At 53.5% G+C, this 26,263-nt stretch carries 19 protein-coding genes, 1 tRNA gene, 3 rRNA genes and 1 other annotated feature; of the genes, 12 read left to right on the top strand and 11 right to left on the bottom strand.

Annotated elements, in window-relative coordinates; translation table 11 throughout:
* Nucleotides 1-6 precede the first annotated feature (6 nt).
* Together tyrA and ACQG19_RS18570 are read left to right on the top strand one after the other, a co-directional pair.
* Entirely contained in the window at nt 7-1,128 is a 1,122-nt protein-coding gene (tyrA, locus tag ACQG19_RS18575; protein WP_013098342.1) for a bifunctional chorismate mutase/prephenate dehydrogenase, read from the top strand.
* A gap of 60 nt (nt 1,129-1,188) precedes the next feature.
* Nucleotides 1,189-2,067, top strand: coding sequence for an SMP-30/gluconolactonase/LRE family protein (locus ACQG19_RS18570; RefSeq protein WP_246932901.1), 879 nt, complete (start codon nt 1,189-1,191; stop codon nt 2,065-2,067).
* Here ACQG19_RS18570 and pheA read toward each other — a convergent pair.
* From pheA to bamD, 4 genes are all read right to left on the bottom strand, one after another.
* Complete coding sequence (pheA, locus tag ACQG19_RS18565; RefSeq protein WP_013098340.1) at nt 2,064-3,224, bottom strand: bifunctional chorismate mutase/prephenate dehydratase; 1,161 nt, start codon at nt 3,222-3,224, stop codon at nt 2,064-2,066. The two genes, ACQG19_RS18570 and pheA, sit on opposite strands and share 4 nt — an antisense overlap.
* Nucleotides 3,225-3,254: 30 nt before the next feature.
* Nucleotides 3,255-3,380, bottom strand: a sequence feature (Phe leader region).
* A complete protein-coding gene (pheL, locus tag ACQG19_RS18560) occupies nt 3,332-3,379 on the bottom strand; it encodes a pheA operon leader peptide PheL (RefSeq protein WP_100249759.1) in 48 nt (15 codons plus the stop codon). Its footprint overlaps the feature before it by 48 nt.
* Nucleotides 3,381-3,483: 103 nt before the next feature.
* Entirely contained in the window at nt 3,484-3,825 is a 342-nt protein-coding gene (raiA, locus tag ACQG19_RS18555; protein ID WP_008502470.1) for a ribosome-associated translation inhibitor RaiA, read from the bottom strand.
* A 268-nt stretch (nt 3,826-4,093) separates the two neighbouring features.
* Entirely contained in the window at nt 4,094-4,831 is a 738-nt protein-coding gene (gene bamD / locus ACQG19_RS18550; protein WP_013098339.1) for an outer membrane protein assembly factor BamD, read from the bottom strand.
* Between the two features lie 131 nt (nt 4,832-4,962).
* Here bamD and rluD point away from each other — a divergent pair, with 131 nt between their 5' ends.
* The 8 genes from rluD to ACQG19_RS18510 all read left to right on the top strand — a co-directional run bounded on the left by rluD (nt 4,963) and on the right by ACQG19_RS18510 (nt 16,327).
* A complete protein-coding gene (gene rluD, locus ACQG19_RS18545) occupies nt 4,963-5,943 on the top strand; it encodes a 23S rRNA pseudouridine(1911/1915/1917) synthase RluD (protein WP_029882082.1) in 981 nt (326 codons plus the stop codon).
* A complete protein-coding gene (gene yfiH, locus ACQG19_RS18540) occupies nt 5,940-6,671 on the top strand; it encodes a purine nucleoside phosphorylase YfiH (protein WP_023621743.1) in 732 nt (243 codons plus the stop codon). Before rluD ends, yfiH begins: the two co-directional genes overlap by 4 nt.
* Nucleotides 6,672-6,800: 129 nt before the next feature.
* Nucleotides 6,801-9,374 carry an ATP-dependent chaperone ClpB gene (gene clpB / locus ACQG19_RS18535; protein WP_038980873.1) on the top strand — a complete coding sequence of 858 codons (2,574 nt, stop codon included), beginning with the start codon at nt 6,801-6,803 and terminating at the stop codon, nt 9,372-9,374.
* A 429-nt stretch (nt 9,375-9,803) separates the two neighbouring features.
* Nucleotides 9,804-11,343: ribosomal RNA gene (locus ACQG19_RS18530) — 16S ribosomal RNA — on the top strand.
* 84 nt (nt 11,344-11,427) lie between these two features.
* Nucleotides 11,428-11,503: transfer RNA gene (locus ACQG19_RS18525), tRNA-Glu, on the top strand.
* Between the two features lie 183 nt (nt 11,504-11,686).
* Nucleotides 11,687-14,590 (top strand): 23S ribosomal RNA (locus tag ACQG19_RS18520).
* A gap of 64 nt (nt 14,591-14,654) precedes the next feature.
* Nucleotides 14,655-14,770 (top strand): 5S ribosomal RNA (gene rrf / locus ACQG19_RS18515).
* Together the 16S, 23S and 5S rRNA genes with 1 tRNA gene alongside form the textbook arrangement of a ribosomal RNA operon.
* Nucleotides 14,771-15,031: 261 nt before the next feature.
* Entirely contained in the window at nt 15,032-16,327 is a 1,296-nt protein-coding gene (locus ACQG19_RS18510; RefSeq protein ID WP_013098335.1) for an MFS transporter, read from the top strand.
* On the opposite strand, the gene ACQG19_RS18505 is transcribed toward ACQG19_RS18510, so the two are convergent.
* The 5 genes from ACQG19_RS18505 to trxC form a co-directional block, all read right to left on the bottom strand.
* Nucleotides 16,324-16,647: a YfiM family lipoprotein gene (locus ACQG19_RS18505; RefSeq protein WP_020685902.1), complete on the bottom strand. Its 324-nt coding sequence runs from the start codon at nt 16,645-16,647 to the stop codon at nt 16,324-16,326. The genes ACQG19_RS18510 and ACQG19_RS18505 overlap by 4 nt on opposite strands.
* Nucleotides 16,648-16,691: 44 nt before the next feature.
* A complete protein-coding gene (gene pssA / locus ACQG19_RS18500) occupies nt 16,692-18,047 on the bottom strand; it encodes a CDP-diacylglycerol--serine O-phosphatidyltransferase (RefSeq protein WP_029882218.1) in 1,356 nt (451 codons plus the stop codon).
* Nucleotides 18,048-18,157: 110 nt separating this feature from the next.
* The gene (locus ACQG19_RS18495; protein ID WP_246932013.1) at nt 18,158-20,821 is read right to left on the bottom strand and encodes a bifunctional acetate--CoA ligase family protein/GNAT family N-acetyltransferase; all 2,664 of its coding nucleotides are present in this window, start codon (nt 20,819-20,821) and stop codon (nt 18,158-18,160) included.
* 35 nt (nt 20,822-20,856) lie between these two features.
* Nucleotides 20,857-21,555, bottom strand: coding sequence for a tRNA-uridine aminocarboxypropyltransferase (tapT, locus tag ACQG19_RS18490; RefSeq protein WP_058678283.1), 699 nt, complete (start codon nt 21,553-21,555; stop codon nt 20,857-20,859).
* 70 nt (nt 21,556-21,625) lie between these two features.
* The gene (gene trxC, locus ACQG19_RS18485; protein ID WP_058678282.1) at nt 21,626-22,045 is read right to left on the bottom strand and encodes a thioredoxin TrxC; all 420 of its coding nucleotides are present in this window, start codon (nt 22,043-22,045) and stop codon (nt 21,626-21,628) included.
* Between the two features lie 204 nt (nt 22,046-22,249).
* Here trxC and ACQG19_RS18480 point away from each other — a divergent pair, with 204 nt between their 5' ends.
* A complete protein-coding gene (locus ACQG19_RS18480; RefSeq protein ID WP_246932012.1) occupies nt 22,250-23,335 on the top strand; it encodes a tRNA/rRNA methyltransferase in 1,086 nt (361 codons plus the stop codon).
* 38 nt (nt 23,336-23,373) lie between these two features.
* Here ACQG19_RS18480 and ung read toward each other — a convergent pair whose 3' ends face one another.
* Nucleotides 23,374-24,063, bottom strand: a complete 690-nt coding sequence (ung, locus tag ACQG19_RS18475; RefSeq protein WP_029882221.1) for a uracil-DNA glycosylase — start codon at nt 24,061-24,063, stop codon at nt 23,374-23,376.
* Nucleotides 24,064-24,377: 314 nt separating this feature from the next.
* Here ung and grcA point away from each other — a divergent pair, with 314 nt between their 5' ends.
* Entirely contained in the window at nt 24,378-24,761 is a 384-nt protein-coding gene (grcA, locus tag ACQG19_RS18470; protein WP_013098327.1) for an autonomous glycyl radical cofactor GrcA, read from the top strand.
* A 53-nt stretch (nt 24,762-24,814) separates the two neighbouring features.
* Here the strand turns inward: grcA and srmB are convergent, their stop codons facing one another.
* The gene (gene srmB, locus ACQG19_RS18465; protein WP_058678281.1) at nt 24,815-26,143 is read right to left on the bottom strand and encodes an ATP-dependent RNA helicase SrmB; all 1,329 of its coding nucleotides are present in this window, start codon (nt 26,141-26,143) and stop codon (nt 24,815-24,817) included.
* Between the last annotated feature and the right edge of the window lie 120 nt (nt 26,144-26,263).

The following is a 26,263-nucleotide window of genomic DNA, read 5'->3' as shown; positions in this document are numbered from 1 at the left end:
TTAGGTATGGTTGCTGAATTGACCGCATTACGCGATCAAATTGATGAAGTGGATAAGGCGCTGCTGGATCTGTTAGCGCGCCGTATGGCGCTGGTTGCCGAGGTGGGTGAGGTCAAAAGCAAATATGGCCTGCCGATTTACGTTCCGGAGCGCGAGGCCTCCATGCTGGCTTCCCGTCGTAAAGAGGCCCAGGCGCTGGGCGTCTCGCCGGATTTGATTGAAGATGTCTTGCGTCGTGTGATGCGGGAGTCCTACTCCAGCGAAAACGATAAAGGCTTCAAAACCCTTTGCCCGTCCCTGCGCCCGGTCGTTATTGTGGGCGGGGCGGGTCAGATGGGGCGGCTGTTTGAAAAAATGCTGACCCTGTCTGGCTATCAGGTGCGTATCCTGGAAAAAGAGGACTGGGCAAAAGCGCCGGAGCTGATGAAAGATGCCGGAATGGTCATTGTCAGCGTGCCGATTCACGTGACGGAGCAGATCATTGCGAAGCTTCCTCCGCTACCTGCAGATTGCATCCTGGTGGATTTAGCGTCCGTGAAAAATGGTCCGCTGCAGGCAATGCTGGCTGCGCACACGGGGCCGGTCCTGGGGCTACATCCTATGTTTGGCCCGGACAGCGGCAGCCTGGCGAAACAGGTGGTGGTCTACTGCGATGGTCGTCAGCCGGAAGCCTACCAGTGGTTCCTGGAACAGATTCAGGTTTGGGGCGCGCGGCTGCACCGCATCAGCGCGGTTGAACACGATCAGAACATGGCGTTCATCCAGGCGCTGCGCCACTTTGCGACCTTTGCCTATGGGCTGCATCTGGCGGAAGAGAATGTGCAGCTTGAGCAGTTATTGGCACTCTCTTCGCCTATCTATCGTCTGGAGCTGGCGATGGTAGGGCGTCTGTTTGCTCAGGATCCCCAGCTTTACGCCGACATTATTATGTCGTCTGAGAACAACCTGGCACTGATTAAGCGTTACTACCAGCGATTTGGCGAAGCCATTACGCTGCTGGAGCACGGCGACAAGCAGGCGTTTATCGACAGCTTCCGTAAGGTCGAACACTGGTTTGGCGATTACGCGCAACGTTTCCAGAGCGAGAGCCGCACGCTGTTGCGTCAGGCAAATGACAGTCGCCAGTAATGCGATGATGTATATACTGAAAGCCAGCATTGCTGGCTTTTTTCATTTTGGGGAACTGTCATGGCCGAACCGCAGCTGCTGTTGAACTACACCGGGCATCTGCCCGAATGCCCGACGTGGAGTGCAGAGGAAAATGCGCTTTACTGGGCGGATATTCTTGAAGGTGAGATCCACCGTTATCATTTACCCACGGCGGAACACACCGTGCTCTCTTTCCACGAAGAGGTGGGGTGTTTCGCCCTGCGCGAACGCGGCGGCTTTATCGTCGCGATGCGAAGCGGCATCTGGCTTTCCGATAAACACGGCCTGCTGCAGCGCAAAGTCTGTGATAACCCGTCGAATCCGCAGCTTGCGCGTTTCAATGATGGGGGAACCGATCACCGGGGCCAGTTCTACGCCGGGACCTTCTGGGCACCGGGTGATTACGATTACAACGGGGCGCTGCTGATGCGCATTGATAACGATCTGACGCCAAAAGTTATCCAGTGCGACATTCATGGCCACAATGGTCTGGCATTCAGCCCCGACCATCGGTGGATGTTTACCTCTGATACGCCAAACGGCGTTATCTACCGTACCCCGCTGGATGAGCAGGGGGAACCCGGTAAACGGGAGGTATTCCGCCGGTTCAACGACGGCGAAGGGATTCCTGACGGTGCCGCGATGGACGTGGAAGGCTGTTACTGGAGTGCGCTGTTTGATGGCTGGCGCATCGCGCGCTTTTCACCTCAGGGAGAGCAACTGGAAGAGTACCGTATGCCGGTCCGTTGCCCAACGATGGTCTGCTTTGGCGGTGACGATATGAAAACGCTGTTTATCACGACCACGCGGGAAAATATGGATGCGCAGGAGGTGGCGCAATATCCCCTCTCCGGCGCTATCTTCACCCTGCCGGTCAGTGTGGCAGGGATGAAGAAAAGCCGGTTTATCGAACGTTAGCTTGGGTCAACCGGTACCACGTTTTCGCTCGGATAACAGCCCAGCACCTTCATTGAACGGGTGATTTCGCTCAGTTCGCGCAGGGCTTTCTGCATGGACGGCGATTCCAGGTTGGCCTGAATGTCGAGATAGAACATCTCTTCCCACGGATTGCCGTGAATCGGGCGCGATTCGAGTCGGGTCATGATCAGATTGTGGTTACGCAGTACCAGCAGCGCTTCAACCAGTGCGCCAGCCTGCTGCCCGGTTGCCATCAACAGGGTGGTTTTGGCGGGCACCTGATCAGAGACATTGATGGCTTTGCGTGCCAGCACGATGAAGCGGGTAATATTTTGCGTCTGGTTTGCCAGGTTACGTTCCAGAACCTGGAGACCATACAGCGCACCGCCCGCCTCGCTGCCCAGCGCCGCGACGGTAGGGGAGTTTGCCTGGGCGACTTTTTCCATCGCTGCGGAGGTGCTTTCGGTGTACTCAATTTTCCAGTTCGGATAACGGTTGAGGAACTGACTGCACTGCTGGAACGGCTGCGGATGGCTGTAGACCGTCTCGATGGTGCTCAAATCGGTTGAGCCAGAGACCAGCACGCAGTGATCGATAGGGATTGTCAGCTCCCCAACCAGCGACAGGCTGGTGTGTTGCAGCAAATCGTACACGTCGTTGATGGCACCGGAACTGGTGTTCTCAATCGGCACGACGGCGTAATCCGCCTGGCCGGTTTCCACCTGATTGAAAATATCGGCGAACTTTGCGCAGCCGCTCTCAATGAACTCTTCAAAATGACGTGCAGCGTACTGGCGGGCAGCCAGATGGGAGTAGGAGCCCTTAGGGCCAAGAAACGCGATGCGGGCAGAGTGCGGGTTGGTTTTATTCAGATGCTGCTGCAACAGCGCTTGCTGGGTCAGAACAGAGTCTTCGATGATGAGCTGGAACAAACGGGTGATGTAATGTGCGTCAAGGTGATGGGCTTTGCCGAGTTGAATCAGACGTTCCAGCAGGTCGCGTTCGCGGTCGATATCACGTACCGGACGGTGGGAGTCCAGTTTGGCTTTACCCACTTCGATGGCGAGCGCGCGGCGTTCAGCCAGAAGTGCCAGTAATTTTTCATCCAGCGCGCTGATTTTTACTCGCAGATCCAGTAACGGGTTTTCCGGTGTCATAGTGTTGTCTGTCTCGTTTTATCGTTATCAATAAAAAAGGCCTCCCGGTGTGGGAGGCCTTGTTGTTCGTCTTCGCATTCTTTATCACACGACGAAACGCCTCCCGTTCAGGGGAAGGTAAAAAAGAATGCGAAGAAAAACGGCGTCAATTTCATGAAATCATCCTGTGGTTGATAACGTTAAAGTACCCGTACTGTTTTCACCCTGTCAATAAAAAACGCGCCCGAAGGCGCGTTGGCGGTAAACTCAATTTAAAGGATTACTCTTCTTCAACTTCTTCCGCGAAGCTGGCGTCTTTCACCGAGGTCGTGGCGCGACGGGCTTCACCTTTGTGCTGCACTTTATTGAGCTGCCGTTCCAGCTTGTTGATCAAATCGTTAATAGCGGTGTACATATCCTCGTGTTTTGCGCTGGCGACCAGATGGCCGTTTGGAGTATTGATAGTTGCGTCAGCGATGAAACCCTGCGGCTCCTTAGACAGGATGATATGTGGATTAATCAAGTGTGTTTGCCATTTATCCAGTTTGGCGAGACGGTCTGCGACGTGCTGGCGAATTGCCGGGGTAATTTCCATTTGTTTGCTGGTAATGTTCATTGTCATAAATTTTACCTCTTGTCTTTCCGTCTTGGTGATTCCAGCATACCTGTCCTAATGTCAAAATGTGTGATTTAGATCACGTTATTTTGTCGGTTTTTGTCAGGGAATCTTTTTTGTGAGGCAGGGCAGGAAGAGGTGAGATTTACCTTGTCGAAGGCAAAAATTGCGGTCATAGTTGATAGGATGTGTTGAAGCTAAACCGCTTCAGCTTTGTCTGAATTGAATAAAAAAACGGCAGCCCGCGGGCTGCCGTTTTGCTTTGACGTCGCTATCAGGTGTTGCTGCTGTTCGCGGCGATGATTTTTGCTACCTTGTCTGCCTGTGCGGTCATCTGCATCTGGCGGTAAGCATTTTCCATCAGCTTCAGGCCGTCGCGGGTCGCCTGCGTATCCGGATAATCACGCAGCATTCCTTCTACACGGTTAACCACGGCAACCCATGCGCCACGGCGGGTGTAGTATTCAGCAACCGAGTATTCGTATTTCGCCAGACGGTCTTTCAGGAACACCAGACGTTTGGTGGCGTCGGTCACGTACTGACTGTTCGGATAGCCGCGCACCAGTTTGGAAAAGTCGTTGAACGCATCACGCGCATGCTGCGGGTCACGGTCGGAGCGATCCACACCGAAGAAGCCCTGCAGGGCACTGTCATCCAGCGCCATGTTGGTCAGACCGCGCATGTACATTACATAGTCGATGTTAGGATGAGTCGGGTTCAGACGCATGAAACGATCGATGGTTGCCTGAGCCAGCGGCAGATCGGCATTTTTATAGTATGCGTAGATGAGATCTAACTGTACCTGCTGCGAATACGGACCAAATGGATAGCGATTATCCAACGCTTCCAGTTGCGTTATCGCCTGTTTCCAGTTACCGTCCTGCAACTTTTGTTGTGCAGTCGCATAGATTTCATTCGGCGGATTGTCAGGGACCTGTTCATTTGAACCGGAGCAGCCCACCAAAGCCAGGCTCAACGTGGCCGCTGCCACCAGATATTTCATGCGCGTCATGACGTTTTGACTTTCCTCAAATGTTTGTCCGGGAGAAACTCTGTTCCTGCTCCCGATTAAGACCAGCTACAATAGCACACTATATTAAACGGCAAAGCCGTAAAACCCAACGTTAAACGAAGAAGCAGTTTATGGCACAACGAGTAGAACTCACCGCAACAGTCTCCGAAAATCAGCTCGGTCAACGCTTAGATCAAGCTTTGGCCGAATTGTTCCCTGATTATTCGCGTTCACGCATAAAAGAATGGATTCTTGACCAGCGCGTGCTGGTAAACGGTAAAGTCTGGGACAAACCGAAAGAGAAAGTGTTAGGTGGGGAAGCTGTCGCCATCAATGCTGAAATCGAAGAGGAAATCCGCTTCGAGCCACAGGATATCCCACTGGACATCGTCTATGAAGATGATGACATTCTGGTGATTAACAAGCCGCGCGACCTGGTTGTTCATCCGGGAGCGGGGAATCCTGACGGTACGGTACTTAACGCACTTCTCCATTATTATCCGCCGATTGCTGATGTACCGCGTGCCGGTATCGTGCATCGTCTGGATAAAGACACCACCGGTCTGATGGTGGTGGCAAAGACCGTACCTGCCCAGACTCGCCTGGTGGAATCACTGCAGCTGCGTGAGATCACCCGCGAATATGAAGCCGTGGCTATTGGCCATATGACTGCTGGCGGTACGGTTGATGAGCCGATCAGCCGTCACCCTACCAAACGTACTCATATGTCGGTGCATCCGATGGGTAAACCGGCGGTAACGCACTATCGCATTATGGAACATTTCCGCATTCATACGCGTCTGCGTCTGCGTCTGGAGACCGGTCGTACCCACCAGATCCGCGTGCATATGGCGCACATCACCCATCCGCTGGTGGGGGATCAGGTTTACGGTGGTCGTCCGCGTCCCCCAAAAGGGGCATCGGACGAGTTCATTAGCGTACTGCGCAAGTTTGATCGTCAGGCGCTGCACGCCACCATGCTGCGACTTTATCACCCTATTTCAGGGATTCAAATGGAATGGCATGCGCCGATCCCGCAGGATATGGTGGAGCTTATTGACGCCATGCGCGCGGATTTTGAAGAACACAAAGATCAAGTGGACTGGTTATGACCAAACTGATTGTTCCGGAGTGGCCACTGCCTGAAGGTGTGGCTGCCTGCAGTTCAACCCGCGTTGGCGGAGTAAGCCAGGGGGCGTGGGCGTCTTTGAACCTTGGCGCACACTGCGGCGACAACCTGGAACACGTTGAAGAAAACCGCTCGCGGCTGTTTGCTGCGGGCAACTTACCGTCTAAACCGGTGTGGCTTGAGCAGGTTCACGGTAAAGCCGTGCTGAAGTTGACGGGAGAACCCTACGCGTCTAAACGTGCCGATGCCTCCTACAGCGATACGCCGGGAACAGTATGCGCGGTGATGACAGCCGATTGTCTGCCGGTGCTGTTTTGTAACCGTGCGGGTACCGAGGTTGCGGCTGCTCATGCGGGCTGGCGTGGTCTGTGTGAAGGCGTGCTGGAAGAGACCGTCGCCTGCTTCAAAGACGATCCTGCAAATATCATTGCCTGGCTTGGCCCGGCAATTGGTCCTCAGGCATTCGAGGTGGGCCCAGAGGTTCGTGAAGCGTTTATGGCAAAAGATCCGCAAGCCGTTAACGCTTTCGAACCCGTGGGGGAAAAATATCTGGCCGATATTTATCAGCTTGCACGTCAGCGTCTGAATAATGTCAAGGTGACGCAGATCTTCGGCGGTGACCGCTGTACGTTCACCGAAAAGGGTGATTTCTTCTCTTATCGCCGCGACAAGACGACGGGGCGTATGGCAAGTTTTATTTGGCTGATATAACCTAAAGAATCAAGACGATCCGGCACGTGCCGTTTTCTTTTCACATAATTCAGGTCATTAACCTTGAATAATTGAGGGATGACCTCATTTAATCTCCAGTAGCAAATTTGACCTGTTATGGGAGGAGTTATGCGTCTGGATCGTCTTACTAATAAATTCCAGCTTGCTCTCGCCGATGCCCAGTCCCTTGCACTGGGGCACGACAACCAATTCATCGAACCTCTTCATTTAATGAGCGCCTTGCTGAATCAGGAAGGGGGATCGGTACGTCCATTATTAACGTCTGCTGGCATTAATGCTGGCCAGTTACGCACTGCCATCGATCAGGCACTGAGCCGTTTACCGCAGGTAGAAGGTACCGGCGGCGACGTTCAGCCGTCCCAGGATCTGGTGCGGGTGCTGAACCTTTGCGACAAGCTGGCGCAAAAACGTGGGGACAACTTTATTTCGTCGGAACTGTTTGTTCTGGCGGCGCTTGAATCACGCGGTACCCTGACCGACCTGCTGAAAACTGCCGGCGCAACCACGGCCAATGTGACTCAGGCGATTGAGAAAATGCGTGGGGGTGAAAGCGTGAACGATCAGGGAGCCGAAGACCAACGTCAGGCTTTGAAAAAATTTACGGTCGATCTGACCGAGCGTGCTGAGCAGGGTAAACTTGACCCGGTGATCGGCCGTGATGAAGAAATTCGCCGTACTATTCAGGTTCTGCAGCGCCGTACCAAAAACAACCCGGTGCTGATTGGTGAACCGGGCGTCGGTAAAACCGCCATCGTTGAAGGGCTGGCGCAGCGTATTGTAAACGGTGAAGTACCGGAAGGGCTGAAAGGCCGCCGTGTACTGGCACTGGATATGGGGGCGCTGGTGGCCGGGGCGAAGTATCGCGGTGAATTCGAAGAGCGTCTGAAAGGCGTGCTTAACGATCTGGCAAAACAGGAAGGCAATGTCATTCTGTTTATCGATGAGTTACACACCATGGTCGGTGCCGGTAAAGCAGACGGCGCGATGGATGCCGGGAACATGCTGAAACCTGCACTGGCACGCGGTGAACTTCACTGTGTGGGTGCCACGACGCTGGACGAGTACCGTCAGTACATCGAAAAAGATGCTGCACTTGAACGTCGTTTCCAGAAGGTGTTTGTCGCGGAACCAAGCGTGGAAGATACCATCGCGATCCTGCGTGGTCTGAAAGAACGTTATGAGCTGCACCACCATGTGCAGATCACTGACCCGGCGATTGTTGCGGCAGCGACGCTTTCGCATCGTTATATCGCCGACCGTCAGTTACCGGATAAAGCGATCGACCTTATCGATGAGGCCGCATCCAGCATTCGTATGCAGATAGACTCGAAGCCGGAAGAGTTGGACAGACTCGACCGTCGTATCATTCAGCTCAAACTGGAACAGCAGGCACTCAAGAAAGAGTCTGATGAAGCCAGTAAAAAACGCCTCGATATGCTCAATGAGGAACTGGACGATAAAGAGCGCCAGTATTCTGAGTTAGAAGAAGAGTGGAAGGCAGAGAAAGCGTCACTCTCTGGCACTCAGACCATTAAGGCTGAACTCGAACAGGCAAAAATTGCCATTGAGCAGGCGCGTCGTGTGGGTGACCTGGCGCGAATGTCAGAGTTGCAGTACGGCAAAATCCCTGAGCTGGAGAAACAGCTTGAGATTGCGACGCAGTCTGAAGGCAAAACAATGCGTCTGTTACGTAACAAAGTAACGGATGCGGAAATTGCAGAGGTGCTGGCGCGCTGGACCGGTATTCCGGTAGCACGCATGATGGAAAGCGAACGCGATAAACTGCTGCGCATGGAGCAGGATCTGCATCAGCGCGTGATTGGCCAGGACGAGGCGGTTGAAGCGGTTTCTAACGCCATCCGTCGTAGCCGCGCCGGATTGTCTGATCCTAATCGTCCGATTGGTTCGTTCCTGTTCCTGGGCCCTACCGGGGTGGGGAAAACCGAGCTGTGTAAGGCGCTGGCTAACTTTATGTTCGACAGCGACGATGCGATGGTGCGTATCGACATGTCCGAGTTTATGGAGAAACACTCCGTTTCACGTCTGGTGGGTGCGCCTCCGGGATATGTCGGTTATGAAGAAGGTGGTTACCTGACAGAAGCGGTACGCCGTCGCCCTTATTCCGTCATCCTGCTGGACGAAGTGGAAAAAGCGCACCCGGATGTGTTCAATATTCTGCTGCAGGTCCTGGATGATGGTCGTCTGACCGACGGGCAGGGGAGAACGGTGGATTTCCGTAATACGGTCGTGATCATGACATCGAACCTGGGTTCCGATTTGATTCAGGAACGTTTCGGTGAACTGGATTACAGCCATATGAAGGATCTGGTTCTGGGTGTGGTTAGCCATAACTTCCGTCCGGAGTTCATCAACCGTATCGATGAAGTGGTGGTATTCCATCCTCTGGGTGAGAAACACATTGCGTCGATTGCACAGATCCAGCTGCAGCGTCTGTACAAACGTCTGGAAGAGCGTGGATATGAAATTCACATCTCTGACGATGCGCTGAAACTGCTGAGCGAAAATGGTTACGATCCGGTTTACGGGGCACGTCCGTTGAAACGTGCTATCCAGCAGCAGATCGAAAACCCGCTGGCGCAGCAGATACTGTCAGGCGAACTGGTTCCGGGCAAAGTTATCCGTCTGGAAGCCAACGAGGACCGAATTGTGGCAGTGCAGTAAGTCACAAAACGCAAAAACGAGCCGCTTGCGGCTCGTTTTTGTTTAAAAACCAGGCCAGAATTGAGGTCTGGGATGTAATTTGCCTGGAAAGTGAGCAGTCAGTAAATAATTTTCACTTTATCCTTGCAGCTTCAGAATTACTCCCTATAATGCGCCTCCACTGACACGGAACAACGGCACACACGCCGCCGGGTCAGCAGAGAAAAGCAAATTAAACGCTTGACTCTGAAGCGGGAAAGCGTAATATGCACACCCCGCGCCGCAGCGAAAACGAAGCGGCACTGCTCTTTAACAATTTATCAGACAATCTGTGTGGGCACTCAAAGTGACATGGATTCTTAACGTCGCAAGACGAAAAATGAATACCAAGTCTCAACGAGTGAACACGTAATTCATTACGAAGTTTAATTCATTGAGCATCAAACTTTTAAATTGAAGAGTTTGATCATGGCTCAGATTGAACGCTGGCGGCAGGCCTAACACATGCAAGTCGAACGGTAGCACAGAGAGCTTGCTCTCGGGTGACGAGTGGCGGACGGGTGAGTAATGTCTGGGAAACTGCCTGATGGAGGGGGATAACTACTGGAAACGGTAGCTAATACCGCATAACGTCGCAAGACCAAAGAGGGGGACCTTCGGGCCTCTTGCCATCAGATGTGCCCAGATGGGATTAGCTAGTAGGTGGGGTAACGGCTCACCTAGGCGACGATCCCTAGCTGGTCTGAGAGGATGACCAGCCACACTGGAACTGAGACACGGTCCAGACTCCTACGGGAGGCAGCAGTGGGGAATATTGCACAATGGGCGCAAGCCTGATGCAGCCATGCCGCGTGTATGAAGAAGGCCTTCGGGTTGTAAAGTACTTTCAGCGGGGAGGAAGGTGTTGTGGTTAATAACCACAGCAATTGACGTTACCCGCAGAAGAAGCACCGGCTAACTCCGTGCCAGCAGCCGCGGTAATACGGAGGGTGCAAGCGTTAATCGGAATTACTGGGCGTAAAGCGCACGCAGGCGGTCTGTCAAGTCGGATGTGAAATCCCCGGGCTCAACCTGGGAACTGCATTCGAAACTGGCAGGCTGGAGTCTTGTAGAGGGGGGTAGAATTCCAGGTGTAGCGGTGAAATGCGTAGAGATCTGGAGGAATACCGGTGGCGAAGGCGGCCCCCTGGACAAAGACTGACGCTCAGGTGCGAAAGCGTGGGGAGCAAACAGGATTAGATACCCTGGTAGTCCACGCCGTAAACGATGTCGATTTGGAGGTTGTGCCCTTGAGGCGTGGCTTCCGGAGCTAACGCGTTAAATCGACCGCCTGGGGAGTACGGCCGCAAGGTTAAAACTCAAATGAATTGACGGGGGCCCGCACAAGCGGTGGAGCATGTGGTTTAATTCGATGCAACGCGAAGAACCTTACCTGGTCTTGACATCCACAGAACTTTCCAGAGATGGATTGGTGCCTTCGGGAACTGTGAGACAGGTGCTGCATGGCTGTCGTCAGCTCGTGTTGTGAAATGTTGGGTTAAGTCCCGCAACGAGCGCAACCCTTATCCTTTGTTGCCAGCGGTTAGGCCGGGAACTCAAAGGAGACTGCCAGTGATAAACTGGAGGAAGGTGGGGATGACGTCAAGTCATCATGGCCCTTACGACCAGGGCTACACACGTGCTACAATGGCGCATACAAAGAGAAGCGACCTCGCGAGAGCAAGCGGACCTCATAAAGTGCGTCGTAGTCCGGATTGGAGTCTGCAACTCGACTCCATGAAGTCGGAATCGCTAGTAATCGTAGATCAGAATGCTACGGTGAATACGTTCCCGGGCCTTGTACACACCGCCCGTCACACCATGGGAGTGGGTTGCAAAAGAAGTAGGTAGCTTAACCTTCGGGAGGGCGCTTACCACTTTGTGATTCATGACTGGGGTGAAGTCGTAACAAGGTAACCGTAGGGGAACCTGCGGTTGGATCACCTCCTTACCTTAAAGAACCTGCCTTTGCAGTGCTCACACAGATTGTCTGATGAAAAGTAAATAGCAAGGCGTCTTGCGATTGAGACTGTACGTCCCCTTCGTCTAGAGGCCCAGGACACCGCCCTTTCACGGCGGTAACAGGGGTTCGAATCCCCTAGGGGACGCCACTTGCTGGTTCGTGAGTGAAAGTCACCTGCCGTCATATCTCAAAACTGACTTGCGAGTCATGTTTGAGATATTTGCTCTTTAAAAATCTGGATCAAGCTGAAAATTGAAACGACACATCTTTAATGGTGTGTTCGAGTCTCTCAAATTTTCGCAATCAGAAGTGAAACATCTTCGGGTTGTGAGGTTAAGCGACTAAGCGTACACGGTGGATGCCCTGGCAGTCAGAGGCGATGAAGGACGTGCTAATCTGCGAAAAGCGCCGGCGAGGTGATATGAACCCTTGACCCGGCGATGTCCGAATGGGGAAACCCAGTGTGATTCGTCACACTATCGTTAACTGAATACATAGGTTAACGAGGCGAACCGGGGGAACTGAAACATCTAAGTACCCCGAGGAAAAGAAATCAACCGAGATTCCCCCAGTAGCGGCGAGCGAACGGGGAGCAGCCCAGAGTCTGAATCAGCTTGTGTGTTAGTGGAAGCGTCTGGAAAGTCGCACGGTACAGGGTGAAAGTCCCGTACACGAAAATGCACAGGCTGTGAACTCGAAGAGTAGGGCGGGACACGTGGTATCCTGTCTGAATATGGGGGGACCATCCTCCAAGGCTAAATACTCCTGACTGACCGATAGTGAACCAGTACCGTGAGGGAAAGGCGAAAAGAACCCCGGCGAGGGGAGTGAAAAAGAACCTGAAACCGTGTACGTACAAGCAGTGGGAGCACCTTCGTGGTGTGACTGCGTACCTTTTGTATAATGGGTCAGCGACTTATATTCTGTAGCAAGGTTAACCGTATAGGGGAGCCGAAGGGAAACCGAGTCTTAACTGGGCGTTAAGTTGCAGGGTATAGACCCGAAACCCGGTGATCTAGCCATGGGCAGGTTGAAGGTTGGGTAACACTAACTGGAGGACCGAACCGACTAATGTTGAAAAATTAGCGGATGACCTGTGGCTGGGGGTGAAAGGCCAATCAAACCGGGAGATAGCTGGTTCTCCCCGAAAGCTATTTAGGTAGCGCCTCGTGAACTCATCTTCGGGGGTAGAGCACTGTTTCGGCTAGGGGGCCATCCCGGCTTACCAACCCGATGCAAACTACGAATACCGAAGAATGTTATCACGGGAGACACACGGCGGGTGCTAACGTCCGTCGTGAAGAGGGAAACAACCCAGACCGCCAGCTAAGGTCCCAAAGTCATGGTTAAGTGGGAAACGATGTGGGAAGGCCCAGACAGCCAGGATGTTGGCTTAGAAGCAGCCATCATTTAAAGAAAGCGTAATAGCTCACTGGTCGAGTCGGCCTGCGCGGAAGATGTAACGGGGCTAAACCATGCACCGAAGCTGCGGCAGCGACACTATGTGTTGTTGGGTAGGGGAGCGTTCTGTAAGCCGTTGAAGGTGGCCTGTGAGGGTTGCTGGAGGTATCAGAAGTGCGAATGCTGACATAAGTAACGATAAAGCGGGTGAAAAGCCCGCTCGCCGGAAGACCAAGGGTTCCTGTCCAACGTTAATCGGGGCAGGGTGAGTCGACCCCTAAGGCGAGGCCGAAAGGCGTAGTCGATGGGAAACAGGTTAATATTCCTGTACTTGGTGTTACTGCGAAGGGGGGACGGAGAAGGCTATGTTAGCCGGGCGACGGTTGTCCCGGTTTAAGCATGTAGGCGGAGGTTCCAGGTAAATCCGGTACCTTTTAACGCTGAGGTGTGATGACGAGGCACTACGGTGCTGAAGTAACAAATGCCCTGCTTCCAGGAAAAGCCTCTAAGCATCAGGTAACACGAAATCGTACCCCAAACCGACACAGGTGGTCAGGTAGAGAATACCAAGGCGCTTGAGAGAACTCGGGTGAAGGAACTAGGCAAAATGGTGCCGTAACTTCGGGAGAAGGCACGCTGATATGTAGGTGAAGCCCCTGCGGGTGGAGCTGAAATCAGTCGAAGATACCAGCTGGCTGCAACTGTTTATTAAAAACACAGCACTGTGCAAACACGAAAGTGGACGTATACGGTGTGACGCCTGCCCGGTGCCGGAAGGTTAATTGATGGGGTTAGCGGTAACGCGAAGCTCTTGATCGAAGCCCCGGTAAACGGCGGCCGTAACTATAACGGTCCTAAGGTAGCGAAATTCCTTGTCGGGTAAGTTCCGACCTGCACGAATGGCGTAATGATGGCCAGGCTGTCTCCACCCGAGACTCAGTGAAATTGAACTCGCTGTGAAGATGCAGTGTACCCGCGGCAAGACGGAAAGACCCCGTGAACCTTTACTATAGCTTGACACTGAACACTGGTCCTTGATGTGTAGGATAGGTGGGAGGCTTTGAAGCGTGGACGCCAGTCTGCGTGGAGCCGTCCTTGAAATACCACCCTTTAATGGCTGGTGTTCTAACGTAGACCCGTAATCCGGGTTGCGGACAGTGTCTGGTGGGTAGTTTGACTGGGGCGGTCTCCTCCCAAAGAGTAACGGAGGAGCACGAAGGTTAGCTAATCCTGGTCGGACATCAGGAGGTTAGTGCAATGGCATAAGCTAGCTTGACTGCGAGAGTGACGGCTCGAGCAGGTGCGAAAGCAGGTCATAGTGATCCGGTGGTTCTGAATGGAAGGGCCATCGCTCAACGGATAAAAGGTACTCCGGGGATAACAGGCTGATACCGCCCAAGAGTTCATATCGACGGCGGTGTTTGGCACCTCGATGTCGGCTCATCACATCCTGGGGCTGAAGTAGGTCCCAAGGGTATGGCTGTTCGCCATTTAAAGTGGTACGCGAGCTGGGTTTAGAACGTCGTGAGACAGTTCGGTCCCTATCTGCCGTGGGCGCTGGAGAATTGAGGGGGGCTGCTCCTAGTACGAGAGGACCGGAGTGGACGCATCACTGGTGTTCGGGTTGTCATGCCAATGGCACTGCCCGGTAGCTAAATGCGGAAGAGATAAGTGCTGAAAGCATCTAAGCACGAAACTTGCCCCGAGATGAGTTCTCCCTGAGACTTAAAGTCTCCTGAAGGAACGTTGAAGACGACGACGTTGATAGGTCGGGTGTGTAAGCGCAGCGATGCGTTGAGCTAACCGATACTAATGAACCGTGAGGCTTAACCTTACAACGCCGAAGATGTTTTGGCGAAGAGACAGATTTTCAGCCTGATACAGATTAACAGAATTTGCCTGGCGGCTTTAGCGCGGTGGTCCCACCTGACCCCATGCCGAACTCAGAAGTGAAACGCCGTAGCGCCGATGGTAGTGTGGGGTCTCCCCATGTGAGAGTAGGGAACTGCCAGGCATTAAATAAGAAGAACCCCGTACCGTAAGGTGCGGGGTTTTTTGCTTTTGTTTTCTCCCTCACTCTCACGCTCTCCCTGCGGAAGAGGGCATCAGACCGCACCATTCCCCTCCTGGGCTTTCTCCGGAACTTACCTTGCTAACGAAATTTGTGATCTCCCTCGCAATGTTATTTATAACAAAATAATAACATTTAATTTACAAGGTATTGAGTTCCTTCAGAGCTCAACATGCCGTTGTTTATGGCAGGAGTATAATCATAATGACCGAAAGCATTACATCGAACGGGACGCTGGTTGCCAGTGATACCCGAAGAAGGGTATGGGCAATTGTTAGTGCCTCATCCGGTAACCTGGTTGAATGGTTCGACTTTTACGTCTACTCATTCTGTTCACTTTACTTCGCACATATTTTCTTCCCGTCAGGAAACACCACAACGCAGCTACTGCAAACGGCAGGTGTATTTGCAGCAGGATTCTTAATGCGGCCGATTGGTGGCTGGTTATTTGGCCGTATCGCAGACCGTCGCGGGCGTAAAACCTCCATGCTGATCTCGGTCTGCATGATGTGTTTTGGTTCCCTTATCATCGCCTGTCTGCCGGGGTATGACGCTATTGGAACCTGGGCGCCCGCCCTTTTATTGCTGGCTCGTTTATTCCAGGGACTCTCCGTTGGGGGAGAGTACGGCACCAGCGCCACGTACATGAGTGAAATTGCACTTGAAGGTCGGAAGGGTTTTTACGCCTCTTTCCAGTATGTCACGCTCATCGGCGGTCAACTGCTGGCCATTCTGGTTGTCGTGATCCTGCAGCAGATCCTCACAGACAGCCAGCTTCATGAATGGGGATGGCGAATTCCTTTCGCGATGGGAGCTGCACTGGCGATCGTGGCGCTTTGGCTGCGCCGTCAGTTAGACGAAACCTCGCAAAAAGAGGTCAGGGCGCTGAAGGAAGCGGGATCGTTTAAAGGACTGTGGCGAAACCGCAAAGCTTTCCTGATGGTTCTCGGTTTCACCGCCGGTGGTTCACTCAGTTTTTATACTTTTACCACCTACATGCAAAAGTATCTGGTGAATACCACGGGAATGCACGCCAACGTCGCCAGCGTCATCATGACCGCCGCGCTGTTCGTCTTTATGCTGATACAGCCGCTAATTGGTGCGCTCTCAGATAAGATCGGCCGTCGCACATCAATGTTGATTTTTGGTGGCATGTCCGCCTTATGTACCGTCCCCATTTTGACTGCGCTTCAGCATGTCTCATCACCTTATGCCGCATTTGCACTGGTGATGCTGGCGATGGTGATTGTGAGTTTCTACACCTCGATCAGCGGGATACTCAAGGCCGAGATGTTCCCGGCACAGGTGCGTGCTTTGGGAGTAGGGCTTTCTTATGCGGTTGCCAATGCCCTGTTTGGTGGTTCGGCGGAGTACGTTGCGCTGTCCCTGAAATCATGGGGAAGCGAAACGACATTCTTCTGGTATGTGACGATCATGGGGGCGCTGGCCTTTATCGTATCCCTGATGCTGCATCGCAAAGGGAAAGGTATTCGTCTTTAATAATGCGCCATCTGCCACACGGCATAGCCGGTCGTGGCACCGGCAACATCCCAGGCAAAATCTTTCCAGCTCCAGCCGCTCCCTGAGGGGCGGCTATCCCATAATTCTTTAGATGCCCCAAGACTGACTGAGAACATCAGGCCGATTGCCGCACTACGATCCCGGCTATACCCCTGGTGCTGGGCGTACTCATTACCGGCAGCGGACAACATCGCGGATGCGAGGAAGTGTTGCGCTTTATCCTGGCCGGACCAACTATCGTTCGCCATATGGCTACAGCCGGTTAAACAGAGGGTCATGACTAACAGAAGAAGACGCATCAACAGCTCCATAAAAAAGCCCTGCGGGTGGCAGGGCCTGGATATTACAGAATACGGCTGATAAGACGATCGATACGGATGCGACGCAAACGGCGAATAAGCTTACGAACCTTCACCGGATAATCGGCAATGCTCTGTAGCTCGCGGTAATGACGAACCACCGTCGTATGTGTACGAATAAGTTCCAGTTCACGTTCACGCTGCGCGGCCAGCTCATGTTGTGGATCGTGGATCAGAATTGCGTTTTCCAGATCCAGACGCCAGGCACGAGGGTTCAGGTTGTTGCCGGTCAGCAGCATCCATTCATCATCAACCCACATTCCTTTGAGATGATAGCTGTTATCTTCATCTTTCCAGAGACGCACCACCAGCTGGTCGGTGTTTACGTAATACTGTAAGCGACTGAGGAAACGACGCAGGTTAATCTCATAAAGGTAGGGCAGGGCGCCGATGATTTTGAAGGGTTGATCTTCAGGAATGAAAAAGTCATTAGCCGTTTTATCACCGACAATAATTTCCACTTTTTTACCGTCGCGCAGCAGCTGAATGATATTGCGCACCAGCACGGCGGGAAGGTTAAAGTACGGCGTACAGATAGTGAGCTTCTGCTCTGCGCACGGCATCAGATGGAAAATCGTTTTGTTCAGCAGGCTGGATTTGCCTAAGCCCACCAGAGGTGTAACGGACAACTCTTCGTTGTTTGCATCGCCCTGGAAATGATAAACCGCATCGCGCAGCTCCTGGCGGAACGCGCGAACGTCGTTTTTGATTTCCGGGCTTTTCGGGCGATGAGGATCGTCAAGGCGATTCACACCACGGCCATGTACCAGATGCTTATCCACCCAGTTAAACATGATGTCGGCCATCTGCGAATTACGGATCAGATGGTAGCGGTCGTAGCGATACTTATCGAGCTGATGAAGGTAAACATCATTCAGACTCGCGCCACTATAAAGCACGCTGTCATCGATGATGAACCCTTTGAAATGGAGTACGCCAAGCGCTTCACGGGTATTCACCGGCACCCCGTAAACAGGGACATCAACGCCAGGATTTTCCTGCGCCGTGCGGCAATACCAGTCTGCGTTTGTATTTGAAGCAGCAGCGCCAATGCGGCCACGCTGAGCGCGGTGCCAGTCAACCAGCACGCGAACATCCAGTTCAGGACGCTGACGCTTGGCTTCGTAAAGCGCATTCAGGATCGCGCGGCCACCTTCATCTTGTTCAAGATAGAGTGCCACAATGCAAATGCGTCGTGTGGCGCTGGCAATCTTTTCCAGAAGCGTCTCCCGAAAATGAGCGGGAGCGTAAAAGAACTCTACATCATCAACTGACTGAGAAATCTTCGGTAGTTGAGCAAGGTGTTGTTGATGTTTATTACGCTTAAATTTTGACAACATCACAGTGCGTTTCTTCTCTGTTCATTGAAGGGTTGTCTGTACCATGCAAACAACATAAGCGGACAATGATACCACCAGTCCCGTCCAAAGTGGGTAACATTTCCAGTAGCTTACTCGGGTTTATCCGGCGATTTCAGAGTGAGGGAGAGGGCAACAATACCCTCGTCCAGCTGAATATCAACGTCAAAACCGAGTTTTCGCGCCAGGGTCACCATACCGCGATTGTTTGGCATAGTAATGCCATTCAGGCGTAACAATCCGTGATCGCGCGTATAACTGATGAGTTTTTCCAGTAGCCGCCGCCCAAGGCCCAGGCCTTTAAGATCGGAGCGCACCAGTACGGCAAACTCCGCATCGACGTTATCCGGATCTGAAATAGCACGCGTCACGCCAAGGATCTCATCACCGTTTTCGGAACGACGAACGGCGACAAAGGCCATTTCTCGATCGTAGTCGATCTGGGTCATATTGGCTAAATCATCATGGGTAAATTCGTTGATTTCGCTGAAGTAGCGATAGTAAAGATCCTCTTTCGTGACCTGAGAGATAAACGTCCGCAGTTGCGGTTCGTCTTCCGGCAAAATGGGGCGAAACAGCGAACGCTCACCGTTCTTCATCTCCACCCACTCTTCCAGTTGCAGAGGATAAGGACGGATCGCCAGACGGCTCTCTCTGTCGCCTTCGAATGGCGCGATATCCAGGGTGACGTCCAGCGCCGTGAACTCATTGCCGGAGGCGAGCAGAGGATGAATGTCCAGCCGCTGGATCTCCGCGCAATCGACTATCAGGTTTGAGACCTGCACCAGGAACTGGCTTAACCCCGCAATGTCGAGCGGACGCAGGGCGCTCCGGCCACGGATTTTTTTGCTTTTGATGGCCTGAATAATCAGATAGCGAGCAAGGTTCATGTTCAACGGCGGTAAGGCCACCACGGCTTGTTCTTCAGGGCGCCATTCCACGCCACCTTCTCCCAGCATGATGAGCGGGCCAAAAACCGGATCGTGCTCAACAACCACCCGCAGTTCCTGTGCGCCCGCGCGGTTCGCCATGCTTTGCACCAGCAGTCCGTGGATCCTGGCCTGAGGCCAGGCCATTTTTACGCGGTCGAAAATAGCATCTGCCGCTTGCTGAACTTCAGCCGCGGTTCGAAGATACAGCATTACCCCCTGCACATCGGACTTGTGGGGAATATCCGGTGAGCGAAGCTTAAGGGCGACCGGATAACCAATCTGTTCGGCAATATGTACTGCTTCCGCGCTGTCGCTGGCGATCCAGGTGGGCAGCGTCTGCATCCCATAGCTACCAAGAATGGGTTGCACTTCGTGAGTGTCCAGCGATGTCGCACCTTCATCGATAGCCTGTTGCAACAGCCGGTGAACGTCGACGGAATTTGCCGTCAGATTGCCGGGCAATGCTGGGGTTTCACGCAACTGTTTCTGGTTACGACGGTACTCCACCATATGCATAAAGGCGGTAATAGTCCCTTCCGGGGTACGGTACGTTGGCAACCCCGCTTCGCTGAACAGTCGCCGTGCCTCCTGAGAGGAGAACTCACCGCACCAGTTGGTGAGCAGAGTGACGTATTTACCACGCGGATGGTTACGCACTGCTTCAATGAGGGCTCGCGCGCTCCCACTGCCAGGAGCGACCGCGCTGGGGGAGTGGATAATCATCAGCGCATCGAAATCCTGACTATCCAGCAAAATAGAAATGGCTTTGATATAGCGATCGCTACTGGCATCATCGCGTAGATCAAGGGGATTCCCGGGGGCAACGCTGATGGGTAAAGCCTCTCTCAGGCGCTGAAGCGTCTCTTCACCGAGCGTGGCCAGCTTGCCATTACGTAACCACAGTTCGTCCAGCGCCAGCGCCGCCGGAGCTGCACCGTTACTGACGATCATTAATTTCTCTCCGCGCAACGGACGCATATGACTCAACGTCTCGACGGCGGAAAAAAGTTCGTGCGTGTCCTGTACCCGCAGTAAACCCGCGCGCTGGATAGCCGCATCCCAGGCGGGATCCATCCCGGAGTGGGAATGCAGCAGGCTCTGTGCTGCAGGGCTGCGTCCGCTCTTGATGACCAGGATGGGTTTATTACGTGACGCGCTGCGCGATGCCGACACAAAACGACGGGCGTCGCTGAGGTGTTCAAGATAAAGCAGGATCGCACTGGTTTTGCTGTCACGCGCCAGAAAATCCAGCAGTTCATCCACGTCGATATCCAGGCTGTCACCCAGGGCGATGAAGTAGGAGAACCCCATCTCACGCTGCTGCGCCCAGTCAAGGATTGTGTTCGATACCGCAGCCGACTGCGAAATAAAAGCAAGTTTGCCTTTACGGATCGGCACTGGAGAAAAGCTGGCATTCAGTCCTTGCCAGGGGGCGAGCAGCCCCAGACTGTTCGGCCCGAGAATACGCATTTGATAGCGGCTGGCGCACGCCAGAAGCTCGGGCTGCTGTTCAGGAGGAGATGAGAGGATAATGCAGGTCTTACACCCTTTCTTGCCGAGCGATTCCAGCAGTTCCGGGTTACGTTTCGCATTTGTACAAAGTACGGCCAAATCGGGTACGAAAGGCAGGCTCTGCACATCAGGCCACGCAAGCACCCCCTGAACGGCCTTATAGGCCGGTGTAACGGGCATAACGGGGCCATTAAATCCGCCAGCCAGCAGGTTGCGCATCATCAGATAGCCAGCGCGATCCGGTTTCATTGATGCGCCGATAACGGCTATGGATTTAGGACGTAGTAGCGCTTCTAACCCTCGCTGGCTCATGCAGGCCTCCTGTGAATGCAAGCGACCTGATGATTTTAAACGTTTTCTGTCCCGGTTGCTGTGACACTGCCCTTATGAACGGTTTTTCCCGCCAGATAGCGTTCGCGAAAACGGGAGAAATGGCTGCCCAGCGCGGCAGCCGCCTCGGTATCACCCGCTAAATCCAGCAGTGCGATCGCCACTTCGGCGGTGCAGTATTGTCCCTCGGCATGGGCTTCACGTAAGCGGTAGGCCGATACGCGAGAGAGGTCGACAGAAATGATCGGCAGCGCGTCAAGGTAAGGACTTTTACGGAACATTTTCCGCGCTTCTGTCCAGGTGCCATCCAGCATAATAAACAGCGGTGGTTTTCCGGATGGTGGGGCTGACAGTACCTGACGGTCGGCGCCTGCATAGGAGGCGGGGAAAACGACCATCGGCTGATAGTCCGGGCTTGCCACTAAGTCGAGCAGGGCCTGAGGAGGCTCCGTTCGCGACCACTGAAACGCGGCCGTATCAGGCAGAATATCGGCGATCAGACGGCCCGTATTGCTGGGTTTCATCGGTTCGGTATCAAACATGACCAGGCAAAAACGGCTTTCCGCCGTGGCCGGTTCCAGCGTGTCGCACAGGCACACTTTTAACGGCAGCAGGCAGCGCTGGCAGCGACGGATGCGGTTGCCACGAGCGAGAAAAGGGCGAGTCGCGCGGGCAAGGCGTTCGGCGCGTAATTGAAGTACAGCGTTATCAGTCATGGGCGAAAGGGCAGGAAAAACCCCATTTTCGCAGAGGCGGGAACGGGGCACAAGATGTGCCCCGTGAATGTTACAGCGACTCGTTCAACCAGCTCTCGAAAGGCGCTTTGGGTACTGCGCCGTTGAGCATGTCGATGACTTCACCATTTTTGAAAATCATGATGGTCGGAATGCTACGAATACGAAAACGGGCGCTGAGCTCGCGTTCTGCCTCCGTATTCACCTTCACAAAACGCATCTTCCCGCTGCGCTCTTCGGCGACATCTTCGAAGATTGGCGCGAAGTTACGGCACGGGCCACACCATGGTGCCCAGAAATCGACAACCACCGGGAGATCGTCCTTGAGGAGTTTGTCCAGCGTAGCACCTGTAGCGTTAATCACATCGCCATCAAACAACTCATGGCCACAACGCCCGCATTTCGCACCATCCTCGATCCGAGCGTCCGGAATGCGGTTAAGAGCCTGACAGTTGGCACATACGGTATTCATAACTAACCTCTGATAGAACCATGGGACAGCGGCAGTATGCCGATAATGTTTCTAATATGTTACATATTATCAATGAGCCTGTTTGAAACGACAATGCGTTTTATTCAATGAGAACAATAGTCACAGGCTTTTGTACGAAATTATGGCTATGCGCTTGCACATCGGGTAATCTGCGCGCTTCGCGCAGCGCTGGTGGAGAAAAGCATGAACGACGAAATGAAAAATAAAAGCGGCAAGGTCAAAGTGATGTATGTCCGCAGTGATGATGACTCTGATAAACGCACCCAAAATCCGCGTACCGGAAAAGGTGGCGGGCGTCCGGCGTCCTCTCGTGCAGACGGTGGCCGTCGCCCCGCCCGCGATGACAGAAACAACCGCGGCGATGACCGCAAACGTGATGACCGCAAGCGTGACGATCGCAAACGCGATGATTTTGCACGTGAGGGTTCGTCACCATGGCGTACCGTGTCCCGCGCGCCTGGCGATGAGACGCCTGAAAAAGCCGATCATGGCGGCATCAGCGGTAAAAGCTTTATCGATCCGGAAATGCTGCGCCGTCAGCGTGCGGAAGAGACACGCGTGTATGGCGAAAACGCCTGTCAGGCTCTGTTCCAGAGCCGCCCTGAGTGTATCGTTCGTGCATGGTTTATCCAGAGCGTCACCCCTCGCTTCAAAGAAGCCCTGCGCTGGATGGCGGCAAACCGTAAAGCCTACCATGTGGTTGATGATGCTGAGTTGACGAAAGCGTCAGGCACCGAACACCACGGTGGTGTCTGCTTCCTGATCAAAAAACGCAACGGCACAACGGTGCAACAGTGGGTCAGCCAGGCCGGTGCCGATGACTGCGTGCTGGCGCTGGAAGATGTGGGTAACCCGCACAACCTGGGTGCGATGATGCGCAGCTGCGCGCACTTCGGCGTTAAAGGAGTACTGCTGCAGGATGCTGCGCTGCTGGAATCCGGTGCTGCGATCCGTACTGCGGAAGGCGGTGCCGAGCACGTTCAGCCGATCACCGGCGACAGCGTTCTGGATGCCATCGAGCAGTTCCGTAAAGCTGGCTATTCCATTGTGACGACCTCCAGCCATGCCGGTACGCCGCTGTTTAAAGCGACGCTGCCGCGCAAGATGGTGCTGGTGTTAGGTCAGGAACGTGATGGTCTGTCAGACGCGGCACTCTCAAGTGCGGATCTGAGCGTCTCTATTGACGGGACGGGCAATGTGGAAAGTCTGAACGTTTCCGTCGCGACCGGCGTACTGCTGGCGGAGTGGTGGCGTCAGAACAAAGCATAAGCTCTTTATGTGCCGGGCCAGCCCGGCACATTCATTTCTTACTCGCTTTCTGCCGGTAACACGGGCATCCAGTCAATCGGCGTTTCGCCACGTTTTTCCAGCCACTCATTCGCCAGAACAAAATGATTACAGCCAAAGAAACCACGATGGGCTGACAGCGGAGACGGGTGTGGTGCTTTCAACACGTGATGACGCTGACGGTCAATAATCGCCCCTTTCTTCTGCGCATGCGATCCCCAGAGTAAAAACACTACCCCCTCACGATGTTCATTGATAAGGCTGATGACTTTATCCGTAAAGGTTTCCCACCCAAGGCTGGCGTGAGAGTGCGCCTGACCTGCTCGTACGGTTAAGACAGTATTCAGTAACAGCACGCCCTGGCGCGCCCAGCTTTCCAGATAACCATGATTGGGCCGGGTAAAACCGGGGATCGTTCCTTCAAGCTCTTTATACATGTTCAGCAGAGAAGGGGGGATAGCCACGCCCGGGCGCACGGAGAAGGCCAGCCCATGAGCCTGACCAGGGCCGTGGTAAGGATCCTGACCCAGGATCACGACTTTGACATCGCTCAGTTCGGTATAGCGAAACGCGTTAAATACGTCTTTCTGGGGCGGATAAATCGTCTGGCCAGACTGCCGCTCTGCCGCAACGGTACTGAGAGTGTTGATAAAATAGGGCTGCTGTTTCTCTTCTGCCAGCACATCGTGCCATGTCAGCGGTGTCGTCATCTCGCTCTCCTGCGAATCTCATTCTGCGCCTAGCTTAACCGCTAAATCCTGCGGTGCAAAATTCCATGCGGAAATTAGCCCTAACTCCTTAAATTATGGTTGAAAAATTACAGATTGATTTGAATTGGTAAGGCTGGGAAATTGATCTGAAACAATAAAACCAGACCACACTCTTTGTGTGGTTGGTGATTTTGTTGATTTAAATCAATAAATCACTGGGGTGTGAATGATATATATACACACAAGAAACAATGGTTTTACCAATTGGCCGCGAAAGGCCGACACCAGTTAATGTAGCCTAAGGGAGGCAACACATGATTACAGGTATCCAGATTACTAAAGCTGCAAACGACGATCTGCTCAACTCTTTCTGGCTGCTGGACAGCGAGAAAAACGAAGCACGCTGTGTGGTAGCAAAAGCGGGTTTTGCGGAAGATGAAATCGTTCCAGTTAATAAGCTGGGCGAAATTGAATACCGCGAAATCCCAATGGAAGTGAAACCAGAAGTGCGTGTTGAAGGTGGTCAGCATCTGAACGTGAACGTACTGCGTCGCGAAACGCTGGAAGATGCGGTTAAGCATCCTGAAAAATACCCACAGCTGACTATTCGTGTGTCTGGCTACGCGGTGCGTTTCAACTCCTTGACCCCGGAACAGCAGCGCGACGTTATCGCGCGTACCTTTACTGAAAGCCTGTAAGGTTTTTAGCCACGGGGGTGGAACAAAAAGCCGGGATATTTCCCGGCTTTTTTTTACTCTTCAGTTTTCGCTTCTGACGCAGTACCGCTTGGCTTACGGCGTTTACCAATATTCTTGGTATCGCGATGACGCTGCTTCACGCGCGGCTTCTCTTTTTCTTTCTCTTTTCTCTCCGCACGTTTCGCCAGTGCTTTTTTAGACGGTTTGCCCGTCATTTTTTCACTCGGTGCACGCGTGCTTGGGCGCAGGCCATCGACAACGCGGGATTTCAGCGGCTCGTCGATATAGCGACCAATTTTCTGCAGCAGCAGATGGTCGTGCGCTTCAACCAGGGAGATCGCTGTACCTTTACGCCCGGCGCGGCCGGTACGGCCGATGCGGTGCAGATAGGTATCACCGCTGCGCGGCATATCGAAGTTGATCACGTGGCTGACGTCCGGAATGTCAATCCCGCGAGCAGCAACATCTGTTGCCACCAGCACGTTAACGCGGCCATCGGTCAGACGCTTAATGCCTTCGGTACGTTTGATCTGTGCCATCTCGCCTTCGAGGTAGCAGTTGTTAATCCCGGCATTACGCAGCATTTCAGCCAGCTCATGCACACGCTCGCGCTTACGCACAAAGACGATAGTGCGGGTGGCCTCTTCCTGCTTCAGCAGGTGCTTGAGCAATTCAACCTTGTGCTCAAGGTTGTCCGCGCGATAGTACCACTGGTGGATCTTCTTGCGTTCACGGGTAGAAGGCGTTGCCGACACTTCCACCGGATCTTCCAGCAGGCGCTCTGCGAAGTCTTTGATCGCGTCCCCTTCGAGGGTGGCAGAGAAGAGCATTGTCTGGTTGCGCCAGCGCGTTTCACCGGCGATGTGTTCGATATCCTGCGCGAAGCCCATGTCCAGCATACGGTCGGCTTCGTCCAGAATCAGGGTTTCTACCGCGCGGCAGTCAAAGTTCTCTTCTTTAATGTATTGCAGCAGACGGCCTGTCGTCGCAACGACGATATCCTGGTTTTCGCTGAACACTTCGGCGTGGTTCATATACGCAACGCCGCCGGTGATTGTTGCGATATCCAGATGGGTATTCGCTGCCAGCTCGCGTGCGTGATCGGCAACCTGCATAGCCAGTTCACGGGTAGGCGTCAGGATCAAAATACGCGGCGGGCCTGATTTTTTACGAGGAAAATCGAGCAGGTGCTGCAACACAGGCAGCAAGTAGGCTGCTGTTTTCCCCGTGCCGGTTGGCGCAGAACCGAGCACATCGCGGCCCTCAAGCGCAGGCGGAATGGCCGCTGCCTGAATGGCGGTCGGGCGTGTAAAGCCTTTGCTCTCAAGTGCATTGAGCAGGCTTTCATCGAGTTCAAGTTCGGAAAAAGTCGTTACAGTCATGTTCTACCTCTGTGTGGGGCGCTGATTATAGACGTTACGGCTGTAATCTTCATCTGTTTGTATGGATATCGCTTTTCGGCCACTTCGCTTTCCCCTATGCTACTCCAGTTTCACTTAGAA

This window comes from Enterobacter cloacae complex sp. 277I4 (assembly GCF_050031465.1).
GTDB classification, from domain to species: Bacteria; Pseudomonadota; Gammaproteobacteria; order Enterobacterales; family Enterobacteriaceae; genus Enterobacter; species Enterobacter cloacae.
Note: the sequence above shows the minus strand (reverse complement) of the source record. Positions and strands in the feature narration are given on the sequence as shown.

Bases quoted from the DNA above. Each gene is read 5' to 3' on its own strand.
- tyrA (WP_013098342.1), top strand. From the start codon at position 7: ATGGTTGCTGAATTGACCGCATTACGCGATCAAATTGATGAAGTGGAT.
- ACQG19_RS18570 (WP_246932901.1), top strand. From the start codon at position 1,189: ATGGCCGAACCGCAGCTGCTGTTGAACTACACCGGGCATCTGCCCGAA.
- pheA (WP_013098340.1), bottom strand. From the start codon at position 3,224: ATGACACCGGAAAACCCGTTACTGGATCTGCGAGTAAAAATCAGCGCG.
- raiA (WP_008502470.1), bottom strand. From the start codon at position 3,825: ATGACAATGAACATTACCAGCAAACAAATGGAAATTACCCCGGCAATT.
- bamD (WP_013098339.1), bottom strand. From the start codon at position 4,831: ATGACGCGCATGAAATATCTGGTGGCAGCGGCCACGTTGAGCCTGGCT.
- rluD (WP_029882082.1), top strand. From the start codon at position 4,963: ATGGCACAACGAGTAGAACTCACCGCAACAGTCTCCGAAAATCAGCTC.
- yfiH (WP_023621743.1), top strand. From the start codon at position 5,940: ATGACCAAACTGATTGTTCCGGAGTGGCCACTGCCTGAAGGTGTGGCT.
- clpB (WP_038980873.1), top strand. From the start codon at position 6,801: ATGCGTCTGGATCGTCTTACTAATAAATTCCAGCTTGCTCTCGCCGAT.
- ACQG19_RS18510 (WP_013098335.1), top strand. From the start codon at position 15,032: ATGACCGAAAGCATTACATCGAACGGGACGCTGGTTGCCAGTGATACC.
- ACQG19_RS18505 (WP_020685902.1), bottom strand. From the start codon at position 16,647: ATGCGTCTTCTTCTGTTAGTCATGACCCTCTGTTTAACCGGCTGTAGC.
- pssA (WP_029882218.1), bottom strand. From the start codon at position 18,047: ATGTTGTCAAAATTTAAGCGTAATAAACATCAACAACACCTTGCTCAA.
- ACQG19_RS18495 (WP_246932013.1), bottom strand. From the start codon at position 20,821: ATGAGCCAGCGAGGGTTAGAAGCGCTACTACGTCCTAAATCCATAGCC.
- tapT (WP_058678283.1), bottom strand. From the start codon at position 21,555: ATGACTGATAACGCTGTACTTCAATTACGCGCCGAACGCCTTGCCCGC.
- trxC (WP_058678282.1), bottom strand. From the start codon at position 22,045: ATGAATACCGTATGTGCCAACTGTCAGGCTCTTAACCGCATTCCGGAC.
- ACQG19_RS18480 (WP_246932012.1), top strand. From the start codon at position 22,250: ATGAACGACGAAATGAAAAATAAAAGCGGCAAGGTCAAAGTGATGTAT.
- ung (WP_029882221.1), bottom strand. From the start codon at position 24,063: ATGACGACACCGCTGACATGGCACGATGTGCTGGCAGAAGAGAAACAG.
- grcA (WP_013098327.1), top strand. From the start codon at position 24,378: ATGATTACAGGTATCCAGATTACTAAAGCTGCAAACGACGATCTGCTC.
- srmB (WP_058678281.1), bottom strand. From the start codon at position 26,143: ATGACTGTAACGACTTTTTCCGAACTTGAACTCGATGAAAGCCTGCTC.